The 19,533-nt window shown below is 69.6% G+C and carries 18 protein-coding genes; 6 read left to right on the top strand and 12 right to left on the bottom strand.

Annotated elements, in window-relative coordinates:
- Positions 1 to 5: 5 nt before the first annotated feature.
- Positions 6 to 1,769 (top strand): thiamine pyrophosphate-binding protein, encoded by a 1,764-nt coding sequence (locus GA0070624_RS18545; protein WP_091342790.1) that lies wholly within the window; start codon positions 6 to 8, stop codon positions 1,767 to 1,769.
- Positions 1,770 to 1,869: 100 nt separating this feature from the next.
- Here the strand turns inward: GA0070624_RS18545 and GA0070624_RS18540 are convergent, their stop codons facing one another.
- The 7 genes from GA0070624_RS18540 to GA0070624_RS18510 all read right to left on the bottom strand — a co-directional run bounded on the left by GA0070624_RS18540 (position 1,870) and on the right by GA0070624_RS18510 (position 10,084).
- Entirely contained in the window at positions 1,870 to 3,162 is a 1,293-nt protein-coding gene (locus GA0070624_RS18540; RefSeq protein ID WP_091342788.1) for an MFS transporter, read from the bottom strand.
- A gap of 9 nt (positions 3,163 to 3,171) precedes the next feature.
- Positions 3,172 to 4,314 carry an ABC transporter ATP-binding protein gene (locus GA0070624_RS18535; protein ID WP_091342787.1) on the bottom strand — a complete coding sequence of 381 codons (1,143 nt, stop codon included), beginning with the start codon at positions 4,312 to 4,314 and terminating at the stop codon, positions 3,172 to 3,174.
- Positions 4,315 to 4,339: 25 nt separating this feature from the next.
- Positions 4,340 to 6,073 (bottom strand): ABC transporter permease, encoded by a 1,734-nt coding sequence (locus GA0070624_RS18530; RefSeq protein WP_091342785.1) that lies wholly within the window; start codon positions 6,071 to 6,073, stop codon positions 4,340 to 4,342.
- A gap of 82 nt (positions 6,074 to 6,155) precedes the next feature.
- Positions 6,156 to 7,292 carry an ABC transporter substrate-binding protein gene (locus GA0070624_RS18525; protein ID WP_091342784.1) on the bottom strand — a complete coding sequence of 379 codons (1,137 nt, stop codon included), beginning with the start codon at positions 7,290 to 7,292 and terminating at the stop codon, positions 6,156 to 6,158.
- Positions 7,289 to 8,422 carry an ABC transporter substrate-binding protein gene (locus GA0070624_RS18520; protein WP_091342782.1) on the bottom strand — a complete coding sequence of 378 codons (1,134 nt, stop codon included), beginning with the start codon at positions 8,420 to 8,422 and terminating at the stop codon, positions 7,289 to 7,291. Before GA0070624_RS18520 ends, GA0070624_RS18525 begins: the two co-directional genes overlap by 4 nt.
- A 109-nt stretch (positions 8,423 to 8,531) precedes the next feature.
- On the bottom strand, positions 8,532 to 9,161 hold the full coding sequence (locus GA0070624_RS18515) for a cupin domain-containing protein (protein WP_091342780.1): 630 nt from the start codon (positions 9,159 to 9,161) through the stop codon (positions 8,532 to 8,534).
- Positions 9,162 to 9,247: 86 nt separating this feature from the next.
- Positions 9,248 to 10,084, bottom strand: a complete 837-nt coding sequence (locus tag GA0070624_RS18510) for an NAD(P)-dependent oxidoreductase (protein WP_091342779.1) — start codon at positions 10,082 to 10,084, stop codon at positions 9,248 to 9,250.
- A 128-nt stretch (positions 10,085 to 10,212) separates the two neighbouring features.
- Here GA0070624_RS18510 and GA0070624_RS18505 point away from each other — a divergent pair, with 128 nt between their 5' ends.
- Positions 10,213 to 11,490, top strand: coding sequence for an MFS transporter (locus tag GA0070624_RS18505; protein WP_176731766.1), 1,278 nt, complete (start codon positions 10,213 to 10,215; stop codon positions 11,488 to 11,490).
- A 12-nt stretch (positions 11,491 to 11,502) separates the two neighbouring features.
- On the opposite strand, the gene phtC is transcribed toward GA0070624_RS18505, so the two are convergent.
- Positions 11,503 to 12,249 carry a 3,4-dihydroxyphthalate decarboxylase gene (phtC, locus tag GA0070624_RS18500; RefSeq protein WP_091342776.1) on the bottom strand — a complete coding sequence of 249 codons (747 nt, stop codon included), beginning with the start codon at positions 12,247 to 12,249 and terminating at the stop codon, positions 11,503 to 11,505.
- Positions 12,250 to 12,589: 340 nt separating this feature from the next.
- Between phtC and GA0070624_RS18495 the strand changes: the two genes are divergently transcribed.
- Positions 12,590 to 12,913: a 2Fe-2S iron-sulfur cluster-binding protein gene (locus GA0070624_RS18495; protein WP_091342774.1), complete on the top strand. Its 324-nt coding sequence runs from the start codon at positions 12,590 to 12,592 to the stop codon at positions 12,911 to 12,913.
- A complete protein-coding gene (locus tag GA0070624_RS18490; RefSeq protein WP_091342773.1) occupies positions 12,910 to 14,196 on the top strand; it encodes an NAD(P)/FAD-dependent oxidoreductase in 1,287 nt (428 codons plus the stop codon). Before GA0070624_RS18495 ends, GA0070624_RS18490 begins: the two co-directional genes overlap by 4 nt.
- On the opposite strand, the gene GA0070624_RS18485 is transcribed toward GA0070624_RS18490, so the two are convergent.
- Genes GA0070624_RS18485 through GA0070624_RS18475 form a run of 3 tightly spaced genes read right to left on the bottom strand, consistent with a single transcriptional unit; the run spans position 14,154 to position 17,063 of the window.
- Positions 14,154 to 15,176 carry an amidohydrolase family protein gene (locus tag GA0070624_RS18485; protein WP_091342771.1) on the bottom strand — a complete coding sequence of 341 codons (1,023 nt, stop codon included), beginning with the start codon at positions 15,174 to 15,176 and terminating at the stop codon, positions 14,154 to 14,156. The two genes, GA0070624_RS18490 and GA0070624_RS18485, sit on opposite strands and share 43 nt — an antisense overlap.
- A gap of 48 nt (positions 15,177 to 15,224) precedes the next feature.
- Complete coding sequence (locus GA0070624_RS18480) at positions 15,225 to 15,914, bottom strand: 4-carboxy-4-hydroxy-2-oxoadipate aldolase/oxaloacetate decarboxylase (protein ID WP_091342769.1); 690 nt, start codon at positions 15,912 to 15,914, stop codon at positions 15,225 to 15,227.
- Between the two features lie 39 nt (positions 15,915 to 15,953).
- A complete protein-coding gene (locus GA0070624_RS18475; RefSeq protein ID WP_091342768.1) occupies positions 15,954 to 17,063 on the bottom strand; it encodes a zinc-dependent alcohol dehydrogenase in 1,110 nt (369 codons plus the stop codon).
- Positions 17,064 to 17,217: 154 nt separating this feature from the next.
- On the opposite strand from GA0070624_RS18475, the gene GA0070624_RS18470 reads away from it, so the two are divergent.
- Positions 17,218 to 18,153: a substrate-binding domain-containing protein gene (locus GA0070624_RS18470; protein ID WP_245718863.1), complete on the top strand. Its 936-nt coding sequence runs from the start codon at positions 17,218 to 17,220 to the stop codon at positions 18,151 to 18,153.
- Between the two features lie 11 nt (positions 18,154 to 18,164).
- Positions 18,165 to 18,617, top strand: a complete 453-nt coding sequence (locus tag GA0070624_RS18465) for an RpiB/LacA/LacB family sugar-phosphate isomerase (protein WP_176731765.1) — start codon at positions 18,165 to 18,167, stop codon at positions 18,615 to 18,617.
- Positions 18,618 to 18,626: 9 nt separating this feature from the next.
- Here GA0070624_RS18465 and GA0070624_RS18460 read toward each other — a convergent pair whose 3' ends face one another.
- Entirely contained in the window at positions 18,627 to 19,475 is an 849-nt protein-coding gene (locus GA0070624_RS18460; protein WP_176731764.1) for an alpha/beta fold hydrolase, read from the bottom strand.
- Positions 19,476 to 19,533: the final 58 nt, after the last annotated feature.

Genomic DNA, 19,533 nt, shown 5'->3' with positions numbered 1-19,533 from the left:
GCATCGTGACCAACTTCGCCCCGTACGACGAGCCGGTCTGGGGTTCCGACGTCATGGTCGACGTCCTGCGCCGGCTCGGCCTGAAGTACGTGGCCCTCAACCCCGGCTCGTCGTTCCGCGGGCTGCACGACTCGCTGGTCAACTACGGCGGCGACGAGATCACGATGATCGAGTGCCCGCACGAGAAGATCGCCATGGGGGTGGCGCACGGCTACGCGAAGGCGACCGGGGAGCCGATGGCGGTGATCCTGCACGACCTGGTCGGGCTCCTGCACGGCACCATGGGCGTCTACTACGCCTACATCGACCGCACACCCGTCCTCGTGCTCGGCGGCTCCGGTCCCGCCGACCACGCCCGGCGGCGGCCGAACATCGACTGGATCCACTCGGCGAACGTGCAGGGCGAGGCGGTACGCGCCTACACCAAGTGGGACCACGAGCCACGCTCGCTGGCGTCGGTGCCCACCGTCCTCGCACGGGCCCACCGGATCGCCAACGAGGAACCCCGCGGCCCGGTCTACGTCGCCCTCGACGCGGGCCTGCAGGAGGACCGGGTCGCCGAGCCCGTGCCCCTGGACGACCTGCCCCGACTAGCCGCGGTGCCGTCGACCCTCGCGCCGGACCCCGCGGCCCTGCGCGCGCTCGCCGAGCGGCTCTGCGCGGCGCGCCGGCCGATCATGGTGCTCGGCTACCCGGGGCGCCATCCCGGCTCCTTCGAGGTCCTCGTCGATCTCGCCGAGGACGTCGGAATCGGCGCGGTCGACACGCACTGGCGGTCGAACTTCCCGAATCGCCACGAGCTCAACGTGACCGGGTCGGAGGCGCTGGAGGGGGCCGACTCTGTCCTCTTCGTCGACGTGAAGGACATGGGCAAGGCGACCCAGCGGCTCGAGTCGACGACCCGCCGGATCACCTCCCGCCTCGCCGCCGGCTGCACCGTGCTCGACCTCGGCTTCAACGACGTCGGCATCTCCTCCTGGAGCGAGGACTACGCCGAACTCGTGCCGACGGATCTGCAGGTGACGGCGGACACCGCGGGGGCGCTGCCCCTGCTGCTCGCCGAGTGCCGGCGCATCCTGGACGGCGAGTCGCCGGAGCGCCGGGCCGAGCGAGCGGACTGGCGCGAACGGTTGTCCGCGATGCACCGCTCCACGTGGGACGGATGGCGACGCCGAGCCGACGAGGGTGCGGACCGCTCCCCGGTATCGACCTCCCGGCTCGCCGCCGAGGTGTGGCAGGTCGTCCGCGAGCACGACTGGGTGCTCACCGCGGGTACTGCCGCCGAGTGGGCGCTGCGTACCTGGGACTTCGATCGCCCGTACCGGCACCCGGGCCGCCAGCTGGGCACCGCGACCCAGATCGGCATCTCGCTGGGCGTCGCGCTCGCCCACAAGGGCACGGGCCGGCTCGTGGTGGACCTGCAGCCGGACGGTGATCTGATGTTCGACGTGGGCGCCCTCTGGGTGGCGAGCCGTTACGAACTCCCGCTGCTCGTGGTCATGTTCAACAACCGTGCCTACTACAACGACTGGGAACACCAGGAGCGGCTGGCGCGGCAGCGCGGCACCCCGATGGAGCGGGCGAGCATCGGGATGGCCATCGACACCCCGGCTCCGGACTTCGCCGCGGTCGCGCGCGGGTTCGGCTGGTGGGCCGACGGTCCGGTGACCGACCCGGGCCGGGTCCGGGACGCCGTACGCAAAGCGGCCGACCACGTGCTGGGCACCGGCCGGCCGGCCCTGGTCGACGTGGTGTGCCAGCCCAAGTGAGCACTGCCGGGCACCGGCATCGGTCCGGTGCCCGGCAGCGGGACGCCGGCAGATGTACCGGGGGGCGGGGCGACATCTGCCGGCGAGACAAGGGGATGGGTCAGCTGCTACCGGGCGTAGGCTGCGGAGCCGGCACGTCGGTGGTCGGCTCCGGCGCGTCGTCCACCTCCTCGTCCGCCGGCACCACCCCGGTGTACGACCGCACCACGTTGTCCCGCAGCCAGAACGAGCCCGCGACGATGAGGGGGCCGAACGCGCCGACGGTGAGGGCCACCACCGGTCCGACCAGGTTGGCGAAGGCGCCGACGACGACATCCCCGATCGCCGGCCCGCCCCGGGAGGACATCTGGTAAAAGGCGGTGACCCGGCCCCGCAGCTCGTCCGGTGTGTCGATCTGGACCGCGGCGTGGCGGATGGTGGTCGCCATCGCGTCGAACGCACCGAGCAGGCCGGCGGCGAGGACGGCCAGGCCGAACACCGGCGAGTGCGCCAGCAGCAGCGCCGCCCCGCCGTACAGCGCGGTGGACACCAGGAGCACCCGGCCCTGGCGGCGGCTGCGCTCGACGGTGCGGAACACGGAGTACGTGGCCAGCAGCGCACCGGCGGACGGCGCCGCCGACAGCACGCCGTACCCGGTCGCCCCGACGTGCAGGACGTCCACGGCGAGCGCCGGCAGGAGCACCCGGTAGGCGCTGAACACCGTCGCCGACAGGTCCAGCGCCATGAGGTTGTAGATGAGCGGCCGGTGACCGATGTACCGCGCCCCCTCGACGATCGAGCCCAGCACGGAGCGGTGCTCCGCGGCCGGCTGCAGGACCGGGATCCGCAGCATCGCGAGGACCGCCACGAGCAGGCCGTACGACGCCGCGTCGAGCACGTACATCAGGCCCGGTCCGCCCGCCGCGATCAGCAGGCCGGCCAGCAGCGGCCCGACCAGGATCGCGAGTTCCCGCGAGGGGTTGAGCAGCGCGATCGCCTGCCCGATCTGACTCCTGGGCACCAGGGCCGGGATCAGCGCCTGCCGCGCCGGCTGGTCGAACGTCGCCGCCGCGGTGGTCAGCGCCACGGAAAGGACCACGTGCCAGGCCTGCGCCCGGTCGGTGAGCGTCAGCCAGGCGAGGACCACTGCGACGAGCATCGCCACGGCCTGCGCCGCCTGCAGCAGGCGGCGGCGGTCCACCCGGTCGGCCAGCGCCCCACCGAGCGGGCTGAGCACCAGCAGCGCCACCGCCTGCGCGGCGCCGACCAGGCCTGTGTACGCGATGGAGTCGGTGAGCTGGTAGACCTGGTAGAGGTTGGCCGCCACCGTGCCACGGGTGCCGATCTGGGAGAGGACGACACCGGTCCAGTAGAGGTTGAAGTCGCGGTTGCGCAGGACCTGGGGCACGCTCATCGGGGCACCTCAGCCAACGGGCACCAGCGTCAGCTTGCCGGGATCCATTCGGAGGTAGACCTCGGTCCCCGGCTCGATCGAGACCGCCGGGTTGCCGCGGGCGCGGATCTCGTGCTTGCCGACGGCGACCACATGGTCGACTGCCTCGCCGAGGAAGGCGCGGGTCAGCACCTTGCCCGTCCACTCGTTCGGCACCTCGCCCGCTCGCGTGGCGCCGACCTCCACCGCCTCGGGCCGGATCGAGACGACCACCTCCGTACCGACCGGGATCGACGCGGCCGAGTCGAGCAGGAGTCGCCCGTCGGCGGTGTCGACCGCGTAGCGGTCGTTCTCCCTCGCCGCCACGGTGCCGGCGATGAAGTTCGAGGTGCCGATGAACTCGGCTACGAACCGGCAGTTGGGGTTCTCGTAGATCTCGCGCGGGCGTCCGAGCTGCATCACGTTGCCGCCCTTCATCACCGCGATGGAGGTGCTGAGGACCAACGCCTCCACCTGGTCGTGCGTGACATACACCGAGGTGATCCCGAGCTCGCGCTGCAGCCGCTTGAGCTCGTACCGCAGTGACTCCCGCAACTTGGCGTCGAGGTTGGACAGCGGCTCGTCCAGCAACAGCAGCGGGGGCTCAATGACCAGGGCGCGGGCGAGGGCGAGCCGCTGCTGCTGGCCACCGGAGAGCTTGGTCGCCTGACGGTCGGCCAGGTCGGCCAGTTCCATCGTCTGCAGCACCCGCATCACCCGCTCGGCGATCTCCTTCTTGCCAGGCCGGCTCGCGCGCTTCTTCACCTGCAGCGGGAAGGCGACGTTGTCGAAGACCGACATGTGCGGCCAGATGGCGTAGGACTGGAAGACCATGCCCAGCCCCCGCTCGTTGGCGGGGACGTTCACCGTCTTCGCACCCGATCCGCCGGCGAAGAGGACCCGCCCGCCGACCTCGATCGTTCCGGAGTCGGGTCGCTCGAGGCCGGCGATGGAGCGCAGGGTGGTCGTCTTCCCGCAGCCCGACGGCCCGAGCAGGGTGAACAGCGAGCCATTCGGGACGTCGAAGCTGATGTCGTTGACGGCGAAGACCCGGGCCGGTTCAGCACCCGCGGCTCGCGACCGTCGCCGCCGTTCTCCGTCGAAGGTCTTCACAAGGTTCTTGACACAGAGCACTTTGCCCTCCTGGCGCAGCGGCGGCTCAGTCCTGCTTGAGCCCGACTTTGGCACCGAGCTTGTAAGCGACGGTGACGAGGACGACGAGGGTGAGCACCATGACGACGCCGAGCGCCGACAGGACGGTGAACTGACCGTTCTCGTACTGTTCGAAGATGAGGATGGAGAGCACCTCGTTGCCGGGGCTGTAGAGCAGGATCGAGCTCGACAACTCGCGGAACGAGACCACCAGGATGTAGATCCAGCCCGCCAGCAACCCCGGCGACAACAGCGGCAGCAGCACCCGGCGGAACGTCTGCCACCAGCTCGCGCCGCTGACCTGGGCCGACTCCTCCAGCTCGGCGGAGATCTGCTGCATCGACGTGACCGCGTAGCGCATGCCGTAGGGCATGTAGCGGGTGCAGTAGGCGATGAGCAGGATGAACAGCGTCCCGTAGATCGGGATGGGGCTGCGCAGGTAGACGAAGGAGAGCGCGAGTCCGAGGACGAGGCCGGGGATCACCAGCGGCACGAACGCGAGCTGGTCGACGAGCTGCCGGCCGGGAATTCGCGACCGGGCGACGATCCAGGCGGCGATGGCCATACCCGCCATCACCAGCGTGGCCGAGCCCAGGCCGAGGTAGAGGGAGTTCTTCAGCGCCGTCATCGCCTGGGACAGCTGCAGCAGCTCGCGGTAGTTGTCCAGCGACATCGACTTGAATGCCGCGAGCGATGGCGGTTGGTAGAACTTGAGCAACGAGGTGTACAGCAGCACGAGCAGCGGTCCGACCACCGTGAAGAAGAAGTAGGCCAGGATCGCAACTCCCATCACCGGCCGCCACCTGCCAAGTTCCATCGGGCGGGGCCGGAAGCCCTTGCCGGTCACGGTCTGGAAGTTCTTCCCGGACCTGCCCGCGATGTTGGAGATCGCCACCCCGATCATCGCGAGCACCAGCAGCCCGACCGCCAGCGCGCCGGCCGCCCCGAGGTCCGGCGGATACGTCCGCAGCACGAAGTAGATGCGGCTGGTGAAGACGTAGATGCCGTTCTGCAGACCGAGCAGCGCCGGCACCTCGAAGCTCTCCAGGCTGCGCACTGTCATGATGAGCACGGCGGCGATGATCGCCGGACGGGTCAGCGGCACGGTGATCTTGCGGAAGACCTGCCACCGGGTGGCCCCGCTCATCAGCGCCGACTCCTCCAGCGAGGGGTCCATGGACCGGAACGCGGCCACCATCAGGAGGAACACGATGGGCGACAGGTGCAGCCCCTCGACCCAGATCATCCCCCAGACGGTGAAGACGTCGAGCACGAAGCCGCCGCCGAAGATCGGCTCGATCACCTTGTTGAGCAGGCCGATGTCGGGGCTGGCCAGGAAGATCCACGCGATGGTGTACAGGATCCCGGGAATGATCAACGGAATGATGGACGCGGCGAAGAACAACGCCTTGAACGGTACGTCCGTGCGGACGTTGAGGTAGGCCAGCGAGGTCCCGACGAAGAGGGCGAGGACGGCCGCCCCGACGGCGAACCACAGCGAGTTCGCGACCAGGCCGCCGATCCGCCCGTCGCCGTACGCCCGGGCGAAGCCGCCCAGGCTGAAGCCGCTCGCGTCGAAGAAGGTGCCCCAGAGCAGGTAGTAGAGGGGGACGAGAGCCAGATAGCCGACGACACCGACGACTGCGGCGATGATGAGCAACTTCGGAGTCGGCCACCACCGGCGCGCTCGTCGGATCGCCGGCTTCGTGGCCGGCAAGGCTGGTGATGCCGTGGTGGTCATGCCCTCACCCCTCCTGGAGCCCTGTCTGGCGGGTAGGCGTGCGGCGGCGCCGCGTTGGACGGCGCCGCCGCTCGCGGGTCACCTACTTGCCTTCGACCTTCTCGCCGTTGGAGACGACCTTCTCGTAGCGTTTGCTCCACTCGTCGCCCTGCTCGACCAGCGTCTTCACGTCCACGGGGATGACCTCCACGCCTTTGAGCGGGTCGTTGCCCTCGACGATGGCCGGCGTGAGCCCCTCGTCCACGAGGACCTTCTGCCCCTCTTCGAGCAGCCAGTCGGCGAAGAGCATCGCGGCCGCCGGGTGCTGCGCGCTCTTCATGAGCCCGACTCCGTTGGGGCGGGCGATCACGGGCTGCACGAACGGCAGGTAGTCGACCGGAGCGCCCTTCTTCTTCGCGCGCTCCACGATGTAGGAGTAGTTCGACGCGACGACCGAGAACTGGCCGGCGGACAGGAGCTCACCCTGGACGGTGTGCCCCTTGGCGATCTTCGCACCCTGGGCCATCCCGGCGAACAGTCGATCGATCTCCTCATCGCTCTTGCCCTGCTTCTTCCAGTAGCCGTAGAGCGTGAGGTACCAGTCGTAGTCGGCCAGCTCCATGGAGAGCTTGCCGTCCCACTTCGGGTCGGCGAGCTCCTCCCACGTCTTGGGCTGCTGCCCGGCGGGGACGAGCTTCGTGTTCCAGCTCGGCGCGAAGAGGTTGAACCGGGTCGCGGTCCACCCCTCGAACCGTCCCGCCTCGGGCACGAGATCGCGCCGCTCGCCCTTGTACTCGGCGAGGAAGTGCTCCTTGTTCAACGCGAAGAGCTCGTTCGCATTGGTTTCGACCACGTCGTTGCCCCGGTAGTTGGCGCCCTGCTCCTGCAGGATCCGCTGCAGGACGGTCTCCGAGCCGGCCCGGTAGACGTTGACGTCGATGCCGAACTTGTCACTGAACGCCCCGGTCACGGCATCGGCGACATCGCTCGTCATCGAGGTGTAGAGGTCGAGCTTGCCTTCCTTCTCCGCGAGCTCGACGAGCTTGTCCCGCCGCTGCTTGCCCGAGAGTCCGGCGATCTCGGCATAGACCTTCTCCGCCTCGGTCGGCCCAGTGTTCCCGCCGGCCTTCGGGCCGCCTGCCGTCGGCGAGCCGCCGCAGCCGGCGACGAGGGTGAGCGCGACGCCGGCCGCGAGCACGCACGCCAGTCTTCCCCGGCCCCAGATTCGTACGGTTTTCATTTGATCTCCTGCCCGGCCTCGAGGATTTCGGCGTACAGGGTGTCCCACTTCTTGGCGTTGTCGAGCAGTTCCTGCTCGGGCACGGCGACGACCTTCAGGCCGGCCAGCGGGTCCTTGCCGGTTGGAATTGACCCGATGCGGAAGGCATCCGCGAGGATCTTCTGCCCCTCGGTGAGCTCCCAGTCTGCGAAGAGCATCGCGGCAGCCGGGTGGGCGGCTGTCTTCATCATTGCCACGCCGTTGGGGCGAACGAGGATCGGCTGGACCGGGGCGCCCGAGGCGGGGTGCCAGCTCACCGGCGCGCCCTTGTCGGCAGCCTTGTCCACCGTGTGGCTGTAGGACGACACCGTCACGCCAAACTGGCCGGCGGAGAGCAGCTCACCCTGGGTCGTGTGACCCTTGGCGATCTTCGAGTTGGCGGCGATCTTCGTGAAGAGGTCCTTGACCTCAGCCTCGGACTTGCCCTGGTCCAGGTAGTACTTGTACAGGCCGGCGAACCAGTCGACGTCGCCGACCTCCATCGAGACCTGACCCTTCCACTTCGGGTCGGCCAGCTCTTCGAAGGACTTGGGCTCCTGGCCGGGCTTGACCCGGTTCGTGTTCCAGCCGACGACGAAGACGTTGAACCGGGAGGCGGTCCAGCCCTCGGCCTGGCCTTCCTGGCGGACCTTGTCGCGCAGCTCGCCCTCGTACGGGTAGAGCTTTCCCTCCTTGTTCAGGATGTTGAGTTCGCCGGCGTTGGTGTCGACGAAGTCATTGCCGAGGTAGTTCGCCTGCTGCTCCTGCAGGATCCGCTGGAGCACCGATTCGGAGTTTCCGCGGTAGACGCTCACCTCGATGTCGTAGGCGTCCTCGAACCCCTCGACCAGCTTGTCCATGTCGGTGTTGGAGGTGTAGATCGAGAGCTTGCCCTCCTTTTCGGCAAGCTCGACGAGGGTCTTGCGCCGCTCTTCACCGGTGAGGCCGTTGATGCGGTCGTAGACCTCCTGGGCCTTCGCCGCGGCCTGCTTCGCCGCGTCATTGCCGCGGGCCGGCCCGTTCTCGGAGGCCGTCGGCGAAGCGCCGCAGGCCGCAAGGAGGAGGGTGGCGGCCGTGACCGCCACCGATCGGACGATTACGTTGTGTCGCATCGCTGCTCTCCCGCGAGCTCCGTGGGCGGGCGCCTGCCGGCCCAGCGACGATGTGGATGTGCGTTCCCCCGTGTGACGTGGATGTGTGCCTGCCAGGTGGACGGGCTGCTCAGCCCTCGTCCGGGTTTCGAACAGGCTCCACAACCGAGGTGCCGTCGTGGTGGTGGCCGTGCCCGCCGTGGACCGCGCCCTGCTCTACCGCCGCACGCAGCAGTTCGGCACCTTGCTCCGGCGTCAGCTGGACCGAGTGCCGCTCGATGTTGTGCAGGCGCATGGTGCGCAGCAGACCCGTGTCCTGGATGGCCAGGTAACGGGAGGTGTCGCTCTCGTCGAGGTTGAAGTGCTGGTGCCAGGCCCATCGCGGAGGCGCGAAGAGAGTGCCCTCGGACCACTCGACGACCTCCACCGGATCGTCGTCGTAGTTGATGAGCGAGTAGCCGTGGCCCTTGACGATGTACAGGTAGGCCTCGGTCGTGTGCCGGTGGCGCACCGAAGCGCCCCCGGGCTTGAGCTCTGCCAGATGTGCGTTGAGCACCTCGTAGTCGGCGAGATCGAACCAGTGTCCCCGGTTGTTGCGCCACGGCCGCTCCGGCAGCTCCATCTTGCGCAGGTCGTGAGGGACCACGAGTCCCTTGATCGGCGGATGCTTCTTGTTGAACTCGTCGCGTGCCGCGATCTCGGACGCGTCCCGGTTCCGCTTCTCGCTGGCAAGCACGCCGGGCAGGTAGTCGTCGCGCACTGTTGCCTCCTGTGGTCTGCGTCACGCTAGTGAATAGCACCAGGGGACTAAAGGTCTAATCTTTGAACCAAGGTTTTACCGGAATGTTACGCGTCGGGCAAGGGGTGGAGCGGACCTCCTGCTAGCAGCCGGGCGACATCCGCTACCGCGATCCCCCGCATCACCTCGCGGGCCGTGTCGGCGACGGGAACGTCGAGGTGAACACGATGCGCCATGGCAGCCGTGTTGGCCAGGTCCTTCGCGTGCCAGGTCAGCCGCATCTGGTCCAGTTCGCGCAGCGTGCGCGAGTCGGTCGGCCCGTCCATGAGTGCCCGGCGCAGGACGGGTACGGAGACCCCGAACCGGCGGGCGAGTTCCAGCGCCTCGGTGATCGCACAGATCTGCGCCCAGTGCACGAGATTGTTCGCAGTCTTGCCCACCTGGCCGGCGCCGAGCGACCCGAGGTGGTGGATGGCGCTCGTCCAGGGTTCGAGGACCGGACGGATCCGCTCCAGGACCTCCGCGTCACCACCAACCAGCAGGTTCACCTGACCGGCCCCCGCGCGGCGGACCCCGCCGGTGAGCGCGGCGTCGAGCACATGCACGCCGGGCGGAGCCGCGGCAGCGACCCGCTCGCAGGTCTCCGGTCGCAGTGAGGAGCACAAAAGCAGCACCCCCTCGTCGGCCAGGCCGGCCAGGACGCCCTCCGGTCCGAGGCAGACCGCGGCCACGTCGTCGTCCGTCGGCACGAACACCGCGACGACCTGGGCCTTACGGGCGGCGTCGGCGGCACTTGTCGCGGGCATCGCGCCGAGCGACTCGGCGGCCGCGACTGCCGCCTCGTCCAGGTCGCACGCGACGACCGGGATCCCTGCGGCCCGGAGATGGCCTACGACGGGACGACCCATCGCGCCGAGACCGATGACCGCAACCGTTTTCTCCATGAGCCCTCCTCCTCGATGTCAGGCGGGCGAGGCAGGGACGGTCCACCTCGGTGAGGGGCAGCGCGAAGCCGGGCCCCGCCACGGCAATAAACGTAATACCATTGGGCCAATTTGAGGAGGGGGACCTCTTGCGTCGACTTGGCGGATCTCTGGTCGACCACCTGGTCGCGGCACGACGGCGGACCTTCCGCTCCCTGGCCGTGCCCAACTACCGGCGCTTCTTCGTCGGGCATGCGGTGAGCGTCGCGGGGACCTGGATGCAGCGGGTCGCGCAGGACTGGCTGGTCCTCGACCTGTCGGACTCCGCTGTCGCGCTCGGTGTCGCGACCGCGCTGCAGTTCCTGCCGACGCTCCTGCTCGGCCTGTGGGGCGGCGTGCTCGTCGACCGGATCGACCGGCGTCGAGCGATCATGGTCACCCAGGCGGTCAGCGCCCTGCTCGCCGCGGCTCTCGCGGCGCTCGTGCTGTCGGACGCGGTGACGCTCTGGATGGTCTACGCGCTCGCGCTGGGCCTGGGCCTCGTCACCGTCGTCGACGTGCCGGCGCGGCACGCGTTCATCACCGAGATGGTCGAGCCCGAGAACTACGTCAATGCCCAGGCGCTCAACTCCACCGTCCACAACGTCGGGCGCCTGGTCGGCCCCGCCGTCGCCGGCCTCCTCATCGCGAGCGTCGACGTCGGGGCGGCATTCGCGATCAACGCGCTGTCCTTCGCGGCCGTCCTGGTCGGCCTGGTCCGGGTGGATCCTCGCCAGCTCCATCGCCGGCCACCCGCACCGCGGGAGCGCGGCCAGGCCCGAGAGGGTCTGCGATACGTCTGGCACCACCCGGAGTTGCGCGCCTGCATGCTGCTCGTCGCCGTGGTGGCCCTGCTCGGCCAGAACTTCCGCGTGGTGCTGCCGCTGCTGGCGCGGGACACGTTCGGCGGCGGCCCCGAGGTCTACGGCTGGCTCACGTCGGCTCTGGGGGCCGGCGCCGTACTCGGGGCCCTCGCCAGCGCCGCCCGCGCGAGCGTCACCGCGTGGTCGCTGCTCGTCTGGACCGGCGCCTTCGCGGCGGTCAATCTGATCGCCGCGGTCGCGCCGGCACTCGGCATCGCGTTGGTGGTGATGGTCGGTCTCGGCGTGGCGAACATCTGCTTCAACACCCTCGCCCGTACGTTGCTTCAGCTCGGCGCCGAACCGACGATGCAGGGCAGGGTGATCGCCCTGCACGGCATCGTCTTCCTCGGCAGCACCCCGCTGGGCGGGCCGATAACCGGATGGATCTGCGAGCAGTGGGGAGCGCGGGCGGGCCTGCTGGTCGCCGGGATATCCGCGGGACTCGCTGCGCTGGCCGTGCTGCCCCAACTGCGTCGCGTCCGCGCGCCCCAACCGGCCGAAGCCCAGCCCGCGCCCACGCCGTGACGTACGGCCTGTCTACTCCAGCGCCAGCCCGGCCAGCCGCAGCCGGGCGAGGTGATGACGCCACACGTTCAGGTCGTTGAACGAGGAGCCGAGGTCCGGCAACTCCGCGAGATCCTCCGGGGTGAGATCGGCCGCCCGGTCGCCGAGCCGTGCCCGTTCGACGCTGACCCGGGCGAGGACGTCGACGGCCAACGCACGCACGAGGGCCTGCTCGACGGCATGCGCTCCCGACCCGACGGTGGTGATCCCGTGACCCCGCATGACGCAGACGGTGGATGCCCCCATCGCCTCGACGAGTTCGCGGCCGAGTTCGGGGCGGCGTACGAGGACAGCCCGCGGGTAGATCGGTATCCCGTCGACGGCGAGACGAGCGGCGGGGATGTGGTACGCGCCGAAGACCGGGCGCAGCGGCACCTCCTCCACCCCGGCCACCAGCACCGCGGGTGGATGACAGTGCACGACCGCGTCGATCTCGGGCCGCGCCCGTAACAGCTCGCCATGGATCGGCAGCTCGTTGGGGACCGCCCAGCCCGCCGGAAGGTCACCGCCGCCATCGAACTCCACCAGGTGCACGTCCCGGTCGAGGGTGAACAGCAGGCCCTCTTCCTGCGGCCCCCGGCACCGGACGAGCATCCGGTCGGGACCGACCCGCACGCTGACATGGCCGAGGATGTCCTCCACGAGACCGGCGTTCGCGAGGATGCGGCAAGCCTGGGCGACGGTCCGGCGTAGCTGGGTGAGTTCGGCGGGCACGGTCACAGGGCTCCATTCGGCCGGAATGCTGACATGGAACGCGGCGGCACCGACGGACGGGGAAGGCCACGGACCCACCACAGTGGCGGAGGTGGCGCAGGACTGCAAGTGGTACAGCGCCCCGTCGACCGGCCGCGGCAGGCTCACCTCGGAGGCGTGTTGCTGGCGTAGCCGTCGACGGCCGCCCGCAGCCGGTAGATCACCACGCACCCCTCCCCGTCAGCCGCCTGCACCGGACCCCGAACGGCCCGGACACGTTTCCTCGCCGCCGGAGTACCCGTTGCCAAGTTAGGGTAGTATGGTTAGACCATTCGCCGACTGAGGACGCACCCGAGAGGAACCCGAAGTGCCCAAGGTCATCTTTGTCGCCCTCGACGGTTCGCGGCGCACGATCGACGCAGCGGTCGGCGACTCGGTCATGGCGACCGCCGTCAAGAACGGGGTGCCCGGCATCGTCGGCGAGTGCGGGGGCAATCTGTCCTGCGCCACGTGCCACGTCTACGTCGACGAGGACTTCGCGGCACTGGTCGGCCCGCCGAACGACCTCGAGGACGACATGCTGGACCTCGGCGTGTCGGACCGCCGGAGCACGAGCCGCCTGTCCTGTCAGATCAAACTCACCGAGGCCCTGGACGGGATCACCGTCGAGTTGCCGGAAGAACAGCCGTGAACGGCGGAGTGCTGATCGTCGGCGCGAGCCAGGCCGGTGTCCAACTGGCCGCCTCCCTGCGGGACCACGGCCACGACGGAGCCATCACCCTGGTGGGCGCCGAGTCGCACCCCCCGTACGAGCGCCCTCCGCTGTCCAAGGCGTTCCTCGCCGGGACCGCCGACATCGCCGCCCTCCACCTGCGCAGCGAGTCGTTCTACGCCGAGCAGCGGATCACGGTGCTGTCCGCGGAGCGCGTCACCCGGCTCCACCTCTCCCCCTCCGGCCCACCCGGCTCCGGGAGCGCACTGACCGATCGCGGTCGCACCCTGGCGTTCGACCGGCTCGCCCTGACGGTGGGCGCCCGGCCCCGACGTCTCCACGTGCCCGGCGTCGACCTCGAGGGCGTGTGCTGTCTGCGCGGTATCGACGACGCCGCCCACATCCGGACCCACCTCACGCCGGCGCGCAACGTCGTGGTCATCGGAGGTGGCTTCATCGGCCTCGAAGTGGCCGCGGTCGCCAGATCGGAAGGCAGGAACGTCACCGTCGTGGAGGCAGCCGAGCGGCTGATCGCCCGCTCCGTGGCCCCGGAGATCTCGGAGTTCTACCGGCGGGCGCACATCCGGCGGGGGACGGAGATACGCCTCGGCGCCGGGGTCGCCGCAATTCGGGGCGAGCACGGTCGGGTCTGCGGCGTCCACCTCGTCGACGGGACGCTGCTCCCCGCCGATCTGGTCGTCGTCGGCGTCGGCGTCGTCCCCCGTACCGAACTCGCCGAACAGCTCGGGATCGTCTGCGACGGCGGGATCGTGGTCGACGAGTACGCCCGCACCAGCGAGCCCTCCGTCGTCGCGGCGGGCGACTGCACCGCGGCGCCCAACCCGTTGACCGGGGAGGGGCGGATGCGTCTGGAGTCCGTGCCCAACGCCGTTGCCCAGGCACGGGCGGCGGCGGCAACCCTGGTCGGCCGGCGGCAGCCCTACGCCGACGTCCCATGGTTCTGGTCGGACCAGTACGACCTCAAACTGCAGATCGCCGGTGTGCCGATCGGCTACGACCAGATCGTGGTGCGCGGCGATCCCGACGGCGAGAGCTTCTCGGTCCTGTACTACCGCAGGGGAAGCCTGCTGGCCATCAACGCCGTCAACAGCACCCGCGACTACCTGGCGGTGCGCAAGGCGCTCGCCAGTGGTACGTCCATCCCTGCGGAAGCGGCGGCGGTGTCCGACGTGCCGCTCAAGGAACTGCTCCTGAAAAGTTACCTGCCGGCCGCCGCCAGCCGAGCGTCGAGGCGGGGATAGACGCGTCGCGCGTTTCGCTCCAGGATCTTCGCCCGGTCGTCGTCCGGCAGGTCCAGATTGTCGATGTACCGCTTCGTGTCGTCCCAGTGGTGGCCGGTCTCCGGATCGACACCGCGGACCGCGCCGTACATCTCGGACGCGAAGAGAATGTTGTCGACGTCGATGACGCGGTGCAGAAGGTCGATCCCGGCCTGGTGGTAGACGCAGGTGTCGAAGAAGACGTTCGTCATGACGTGGTCGGCCAGCGGCGGGCGACCGAGCCGGTCGGCGAGCCCCCGATAGCGGCCCCAGTGATACGGCACCGCACCGCCGCCGTGGGGGATCACGAATCGCAGGGTCGGGAAGTCCCTGAACAGGTCGCCCTGCACCAGCTGCATGAACGCGGTGGTGTCCGCGTTCAGGTAGTGCGCACCGAGCGCGTGGAAGTTGGGGTTGCAGGACGCCGAGACGTGGATCATGGCGGGGACGTCGAGCGCCACCATCTCCTCGTAGAGGGGGAACCAGTACTCGTCCGTCAAGGGCCTGGAGGTCCAGTGCCCGCCGGACGGATCGGGGTTCAGGTTGCACCCGACGAATCCCAGCTCCTCGACGCACCGCCGGAGCTCCTTGATCGAGTCTTCCAGCGGTCCGCCGGGCGTCTGCGGCAGCTGGCAGACCCCGGCGAAGTGCTGCGGATACAACTCAACCACCCGGTGGACCAGGTCGTTGGAGACCCGCGCCCAGGCCAGCGCCGTGGCCGGATCGGTTACGTGGTGCTCCATTCCGGACGCCTTGGGGGAAAAGATCATCATGTCGCCGCCGCGCTCGCGCAACAGCCTCAGTTGGGTGGTCTCGATGCTCTCCCGGATCGCGTCGTCGCTGATGGGGGCGAGCGTCGGCGCCGGCATGCTCGGATCCGCCAGCCGGGCGAGCTGGGCGTCACGGAATGTCTGAAGCGCCCCGGGCGCCGTGGTGTAGTGGCCATGACAGTCGATGATCACTGGTGGGTCACCCTCGTCTCTGGATGCCGACGCCGTCGTCCCGCCGGCTCAGTCGTCCGCTTCCTGGTCGATGTACTTCAGCCCCTTGCGGGCGAGCCGCTCACGCATGTCGTTGACGTCCAGACTGAGCTCCCCAGCCTGGTAGCGCCGCCGAGAGACCGCCTCCTTCGCCTCCCGCGCCCGCGACGCGGCCAGAATCTCGTCCGCGGTCCGCCGCGGCACGACGACCACGCCGTCGTCGTCGGCCACGATCACGTCGCCCGGCCGCACCAGCTGGCCGGCGCAGACGAGTGGGACATTGACGCTTCCGAGCGTCTCCTTGACCGTTCCGGTCGCCGACACGTACCGAGACCAGACCGGGAAGTTCATCCGGGTCAGCTCCGCCACGTCACGACATCCGGCGTCGATGACCAGACCCCGTACGCCACGCGCCTGCAGCGAGGTGGCCAGCAGCTCGCCGAAGTAACCGGCATCGGACGCAGACGTGGGCGCCACCACGAGAACGTCCCCGGCCTGGCACTGCTCGACGGCCACGTGGATCATCCAGTTGTCGCCCGGGGGGACGCTCACGGTCACCGCGGTGCCACCGGCTCGCGCGCCCGGGTACACCGGCCGCAGACGCGCATCCAGCAGCCCGGTGCGGCCCTGCGCCTCGTGGATGGTCGCCACGCCGAACGCCGCGAAGGCGTCGACGGTGGACAGCTCAGCGCGACGGATGTTGCGTACGACGACGCCCATCTCGCTCCCTTCGCTTGCTCGGGCGGGCTGCCGACCGCTTCATTTCCACGGCAGCAGGGACACGTGGATGACGTCCTCCTCACCCTCGCCGCCGACCGCCCTGATGGCGCGGTCGACGTCGGAGAGCCCGAACGTGTGGGTGGTCAGCCGGTCCAGCGGGAACCGGCCGGCGGCCAACTGCGCGAGGGCGAGTTCGCAGGCGCGGTAGCTGTGGCCGCGTGCGCTCTTGATGGTGATGGCCTTCTCGGTCACCTTCTTCACCGGGAAGTCGGGGAAGGACACCATCTCACCCTGGATCAGCAGGGTGCCGGCCCTGCGCTTGAGGGCGTCGATCCCGAGCAGGACGGGCGCGACGCCAGCGCCGGCGGTGCAGTCGAGGACGACGTCCACCCCCTTGCCGCCGGTGATGTCCATGACGCGCTCGAGGGGGTTCTCGGCGGTGATGTCGATGACGTGGTCGGCCCCCAGCGTCTTCGCCAGTTCGAGTCGCGCGGCGTCCCGCCTCGTACCGGTCACGATGATGAGCGACGCCCCGGCCTGCTTGCAGGCAACGACCTGGGACAGCCCCTGCTGGCCCGGCCCCTGGATCAGGACCGCCGAGTCGTAGCCGACGCCGGCGTCGAAGAGCGCCCACTCGATGCCGTTGGACATCGGCGTCACGATCCCCGCCAGCTCGGCCGACACCCCCGCCGGCACCTTGTGGACGACCGCGTTCCACGGCAGGAAGAGGTAGCCGGCGAACCCGCCCCACAGGTGGTACGGGTTCTCGGCCGAGGTGTAGCCGTAGCGCCGGGCGTCCGGGTTCGTCCGCCAGTCGGTGGCCGCACAGTGGCGGTACTCGCCGAGATGGCACCACTCGCACCGCCGGCACGGAACGTAGTGCTCGACGAAGACCCGATCCCCCTCGACCACGCCCTGGCGCTCGCTGAAGACCCGGCCCGCCCTGGCGATGACGCCGACGTTCTCGTGGCCCATGATGACCGGCCCCGGTACGACCGGCCTGGCGTACATCTTGACGTCGGTGCCACAGATCCCGGCCACCTCGACCTTGAGCAGCGCACCGTCCTCCGGGACGGCCGGCATCGGGTACTCGCGGAGCTCAGTCGTGCCGGGTCCCGTCCGTACGGCCGCCAGAACCTGCTCTCCCATGAACCGTCCTCCCTCCGCCGGCGTGGGGCAGGGCCCCGGGTGGTCTTATGGTCTAACAGTTATCATGCTACGGTCGCCTCGGGATAGGGGCGCGGGCAGGTTCACCTGTAGCGGCAGCCCGGAGGACGCGAGGGAGCTGAGCAGGATGGCGCCGGTGCATCTCACGACCGTGACCCGGACGCAGGGGAACAACCAGGCCCTCAAGGACGGCAGTGTCACGCCCCGGGGCTTCAGCCTCGACTTCCGGGAGGTCCCCGTCCTCGTCCACGCGTTCCGGCGGATGGTGCGCGAGCTGGAGTTCGACGTCTGCGAGATGGCGTTCACCACCTATCTCTGCGCCAAGGCCCACGGCAAGCGGTTCACCGCCCTGCCCATCTTCCTGGTGCGCGGGTTCCACCATGGTGCCGTCGTTCACCACCCCGCCGCCGGCATCCGGACCCCGACCGATCTCGAGGGCCGCCGGGTGGGCGTCAACCGGGGCTACACCGTCACGACGGGCGTGTGGGCCCGGGGCATCCTCTCCGACGAGTGCGGCGTCGACCTGGACCGGGTGACGTGGGTGCTGTCCGGCGACGAACACGTCGCCGAGTATCGACCGCCGGTCAACGTCGTCCCGATGCGGCCGGGGGGAAGCCTGCAGACGTCGGTGGCAACGGGCGAGCTGGCGGCCGCGATCGGCGTCGAGGCGAGCCCTCCACTGGTCCCGCTGATCCCCGAAGCCGAGGAGGCCGCTTTCGCGGCGCTGCGCCAGCGCGGGCTCTACCCCATCAACCACCTCGTGGTCGTGAAGGACGAGTTGCTCGCGGCGCATCCCGGGCTGGCGGTCGCGCTCGTCGACGCGTTCGCCGAGGCCAAACGGCGCTACGTCGAGAAGCTGCGCGCCGACGCGATCGAGGCTCCGACCCCGACGGACCGGATGTACCAGCGGGTCATGGAGATCACCGGCGAGGACCCCCTTCCGTACGGTGTGGCACCGAACCGGGCGATGATCGAACAACTCATCTCACATGCGTTGCGCCAGCGGATCCTCGACCGCGCCCCGGCCGTGACGGACCTGTTCCCCGAGAGCACGCACGACCTGACAGCGTGAGGAGTTGAACCATGCGGATCGCCATCGGAGCCGACCACAACGGCATCTCCATGAAGGCCCACCTCACCCGGTGGCTGACCGCCGAGGGACACGAGGTCGACGACCGCGGGGCGCATGACACCGAGGTCGTGGACTACCCGCCGCTCTGCGCCGACATCGGTCGGCAGGTCGTGGAGGGTCGCGCCGAGCGCGGCATCGTGATCGGCGGCACCGGCGGCGGCGAGGCGATCGCGTGCAACAAGATCCGTGGCATTCGCGCCGGACTGTGCCACTCCGTGTTCCTCGCCGAGATCTCGAGCGCGCACAACAAGACCAACGTCCTCGTGCTCGGGGCCAAGGTGATCAGCCCGGCGGAGGCCGTCGAGATCGCCTCGACCTGGCTCACCACCCCCTTCAAGGGCGAACGACACCAGCAACGCCTGGACCAGATCGCGGCGCTGGAGCGTGGCGAGTCGCTCGCCTGACCGTTCGGACTAGGCCCCGTCGAGAAACCGCATCACCCTGGCCGGCGCCGTCTGCTCCGTCTGCTCGCCGACCGGGACGTCCCAGTACTCCGCGCGCGGCAGGCACTCCTCGAGGTAGCGGGCCGCCGAGGTCGCGTGGGAGGCGTCCTGACCGGGGACGACCAGGGCAGGGACGTCGAGCCGCATGAGGTCCTCAGGCTCCGCTCCCGGCACGGTGTCCCGGTCGAACAGCAGCCGGGACATGCCGGCCACCAGGGTGGTGTAACGGTCGGGGTCCCACTGCGCGTACGCGTCCGCGAACGCAGGGTCGCGTCGGATCACCGTGACCCACGGGCCGCCTCGTGGATCCTGGGTGAACGGCTTGTCGCCGCCCCGGGCCAGGGCAACGACCTGCGCCAGGCCGTGCTCGGCGACATAGCCCAGGTGCTGGCCCAGCCGGGCGTGCTGAGTCAAGCGGTACCGGGCTCCCCCCGCGGGCGAGTAGAGCACCATGCTGGCGGCCGCCTCGGGATAGGCGACGGCGAACGTGGTGACGATGGAGCAGCCGACACAGCCGCCCATGAGGTGCGCTCGCTCGATGCCCAGGTGCTCGAGCAGCCCCTTGCCCTGCGCGGCGTAGTGCCCCCAGCCGAGACGTTCCACCCGACCACCGGACAGCCCGCACTCGCGCCGATCGAACGTGATGCAGGTGTACCTGGTGGTCAGGTGGTCGAGCAGGTTGAGGCGGCGATAGATGCCCTGCGACCGCCAATTGTCCAGAGTGGCGTTGAACCCACCTGGGGAGAACATGAGCAGCGGCGGCCCCGAACCGGCGACCTCGTATCGTGTGGCGATCCCGTCGATGATGGCGGTGGGCACGACGCCTCTCCGTTCCTGTCAGACCCGATCCTGCCGGCGGCACGGCGCCGGCAACTGC

Origin of the sequence: Micromonospora rhizosphaerae (assembly GCF_900091465.1) — a bacterium.
GTDB classification, from domain to species: Bacteria; Actinomycetota; Actinomycetes; order Mycobacteriales; family Micromonosporaceae; genus Micromonospora; species Micromonospora rhizosphaerae.
This window is presented reverse-complemented; position numbering and strand designations above follow the sequence as displayed.

Excerpts from the sequence above, each read along its gene's own strand:
- GA0070624_RS18540 (WP_091342788.1), bottom strand. The coding sequence starts at position 3,162 with ATGAGCGTGCCCCAGGTCCTGCGCAACCGCGACTTCAACCTCTACTGG.
- GA0070624_RS18530 (WP_091342785.1), bottom strand. The coding sequence starts at position 6,073 with ATGACCACCACGGCATCACCAGCCTTGCCGGCCACGAAGCCGGCGATC.
- GA0070624_RS18525 (WP_091342784.1), bottom strand. The coding sequence starts at position 7,292 with ATGAAAACCGTACGAATCTGGGGCCGGGGAAGACTGGCGTGCGTGCTC.
- GA0070624_RS18520 (WP_091342782.1), bottom strand. The coding sequence starts at position 8,422 with ATGCGACACAACGTAATCGTCCGATCGGTGGCGGTCACGGCCGCCACC.
- GA0070624_RS18510 (WP_091342779.1), bottom strand. The coding sequence starts at position 10,084 with ATGGAGAAAACGGTTGCGGTCATCGGTCTCGGCGCGATGGGTCGTCCC.
- GA0070624_RS18480 (WP_091342769.1), bottom strand. The coding sequence starts at position 15,914 with ATGGGCGTCGTCGTACGCAACATCCGTCGCGCTGAGCTGTCCACCGTC.
- GA0070624_RS18475 (WP_091342768.1), bottom strand. The coding sequence starts at position 17,063 with ATGGGAGAGCAGGTTCTGGCGGCCGTACGGACGGGACCCGGCACGACT.
- GA0070624_RS18465 (WP_176731765.1), top strand. The coding sequence starts at position 18,165 with ATGCGGATCGCCATCGGAGCCGACCACAACGGCATCTCCATGAAGGCC.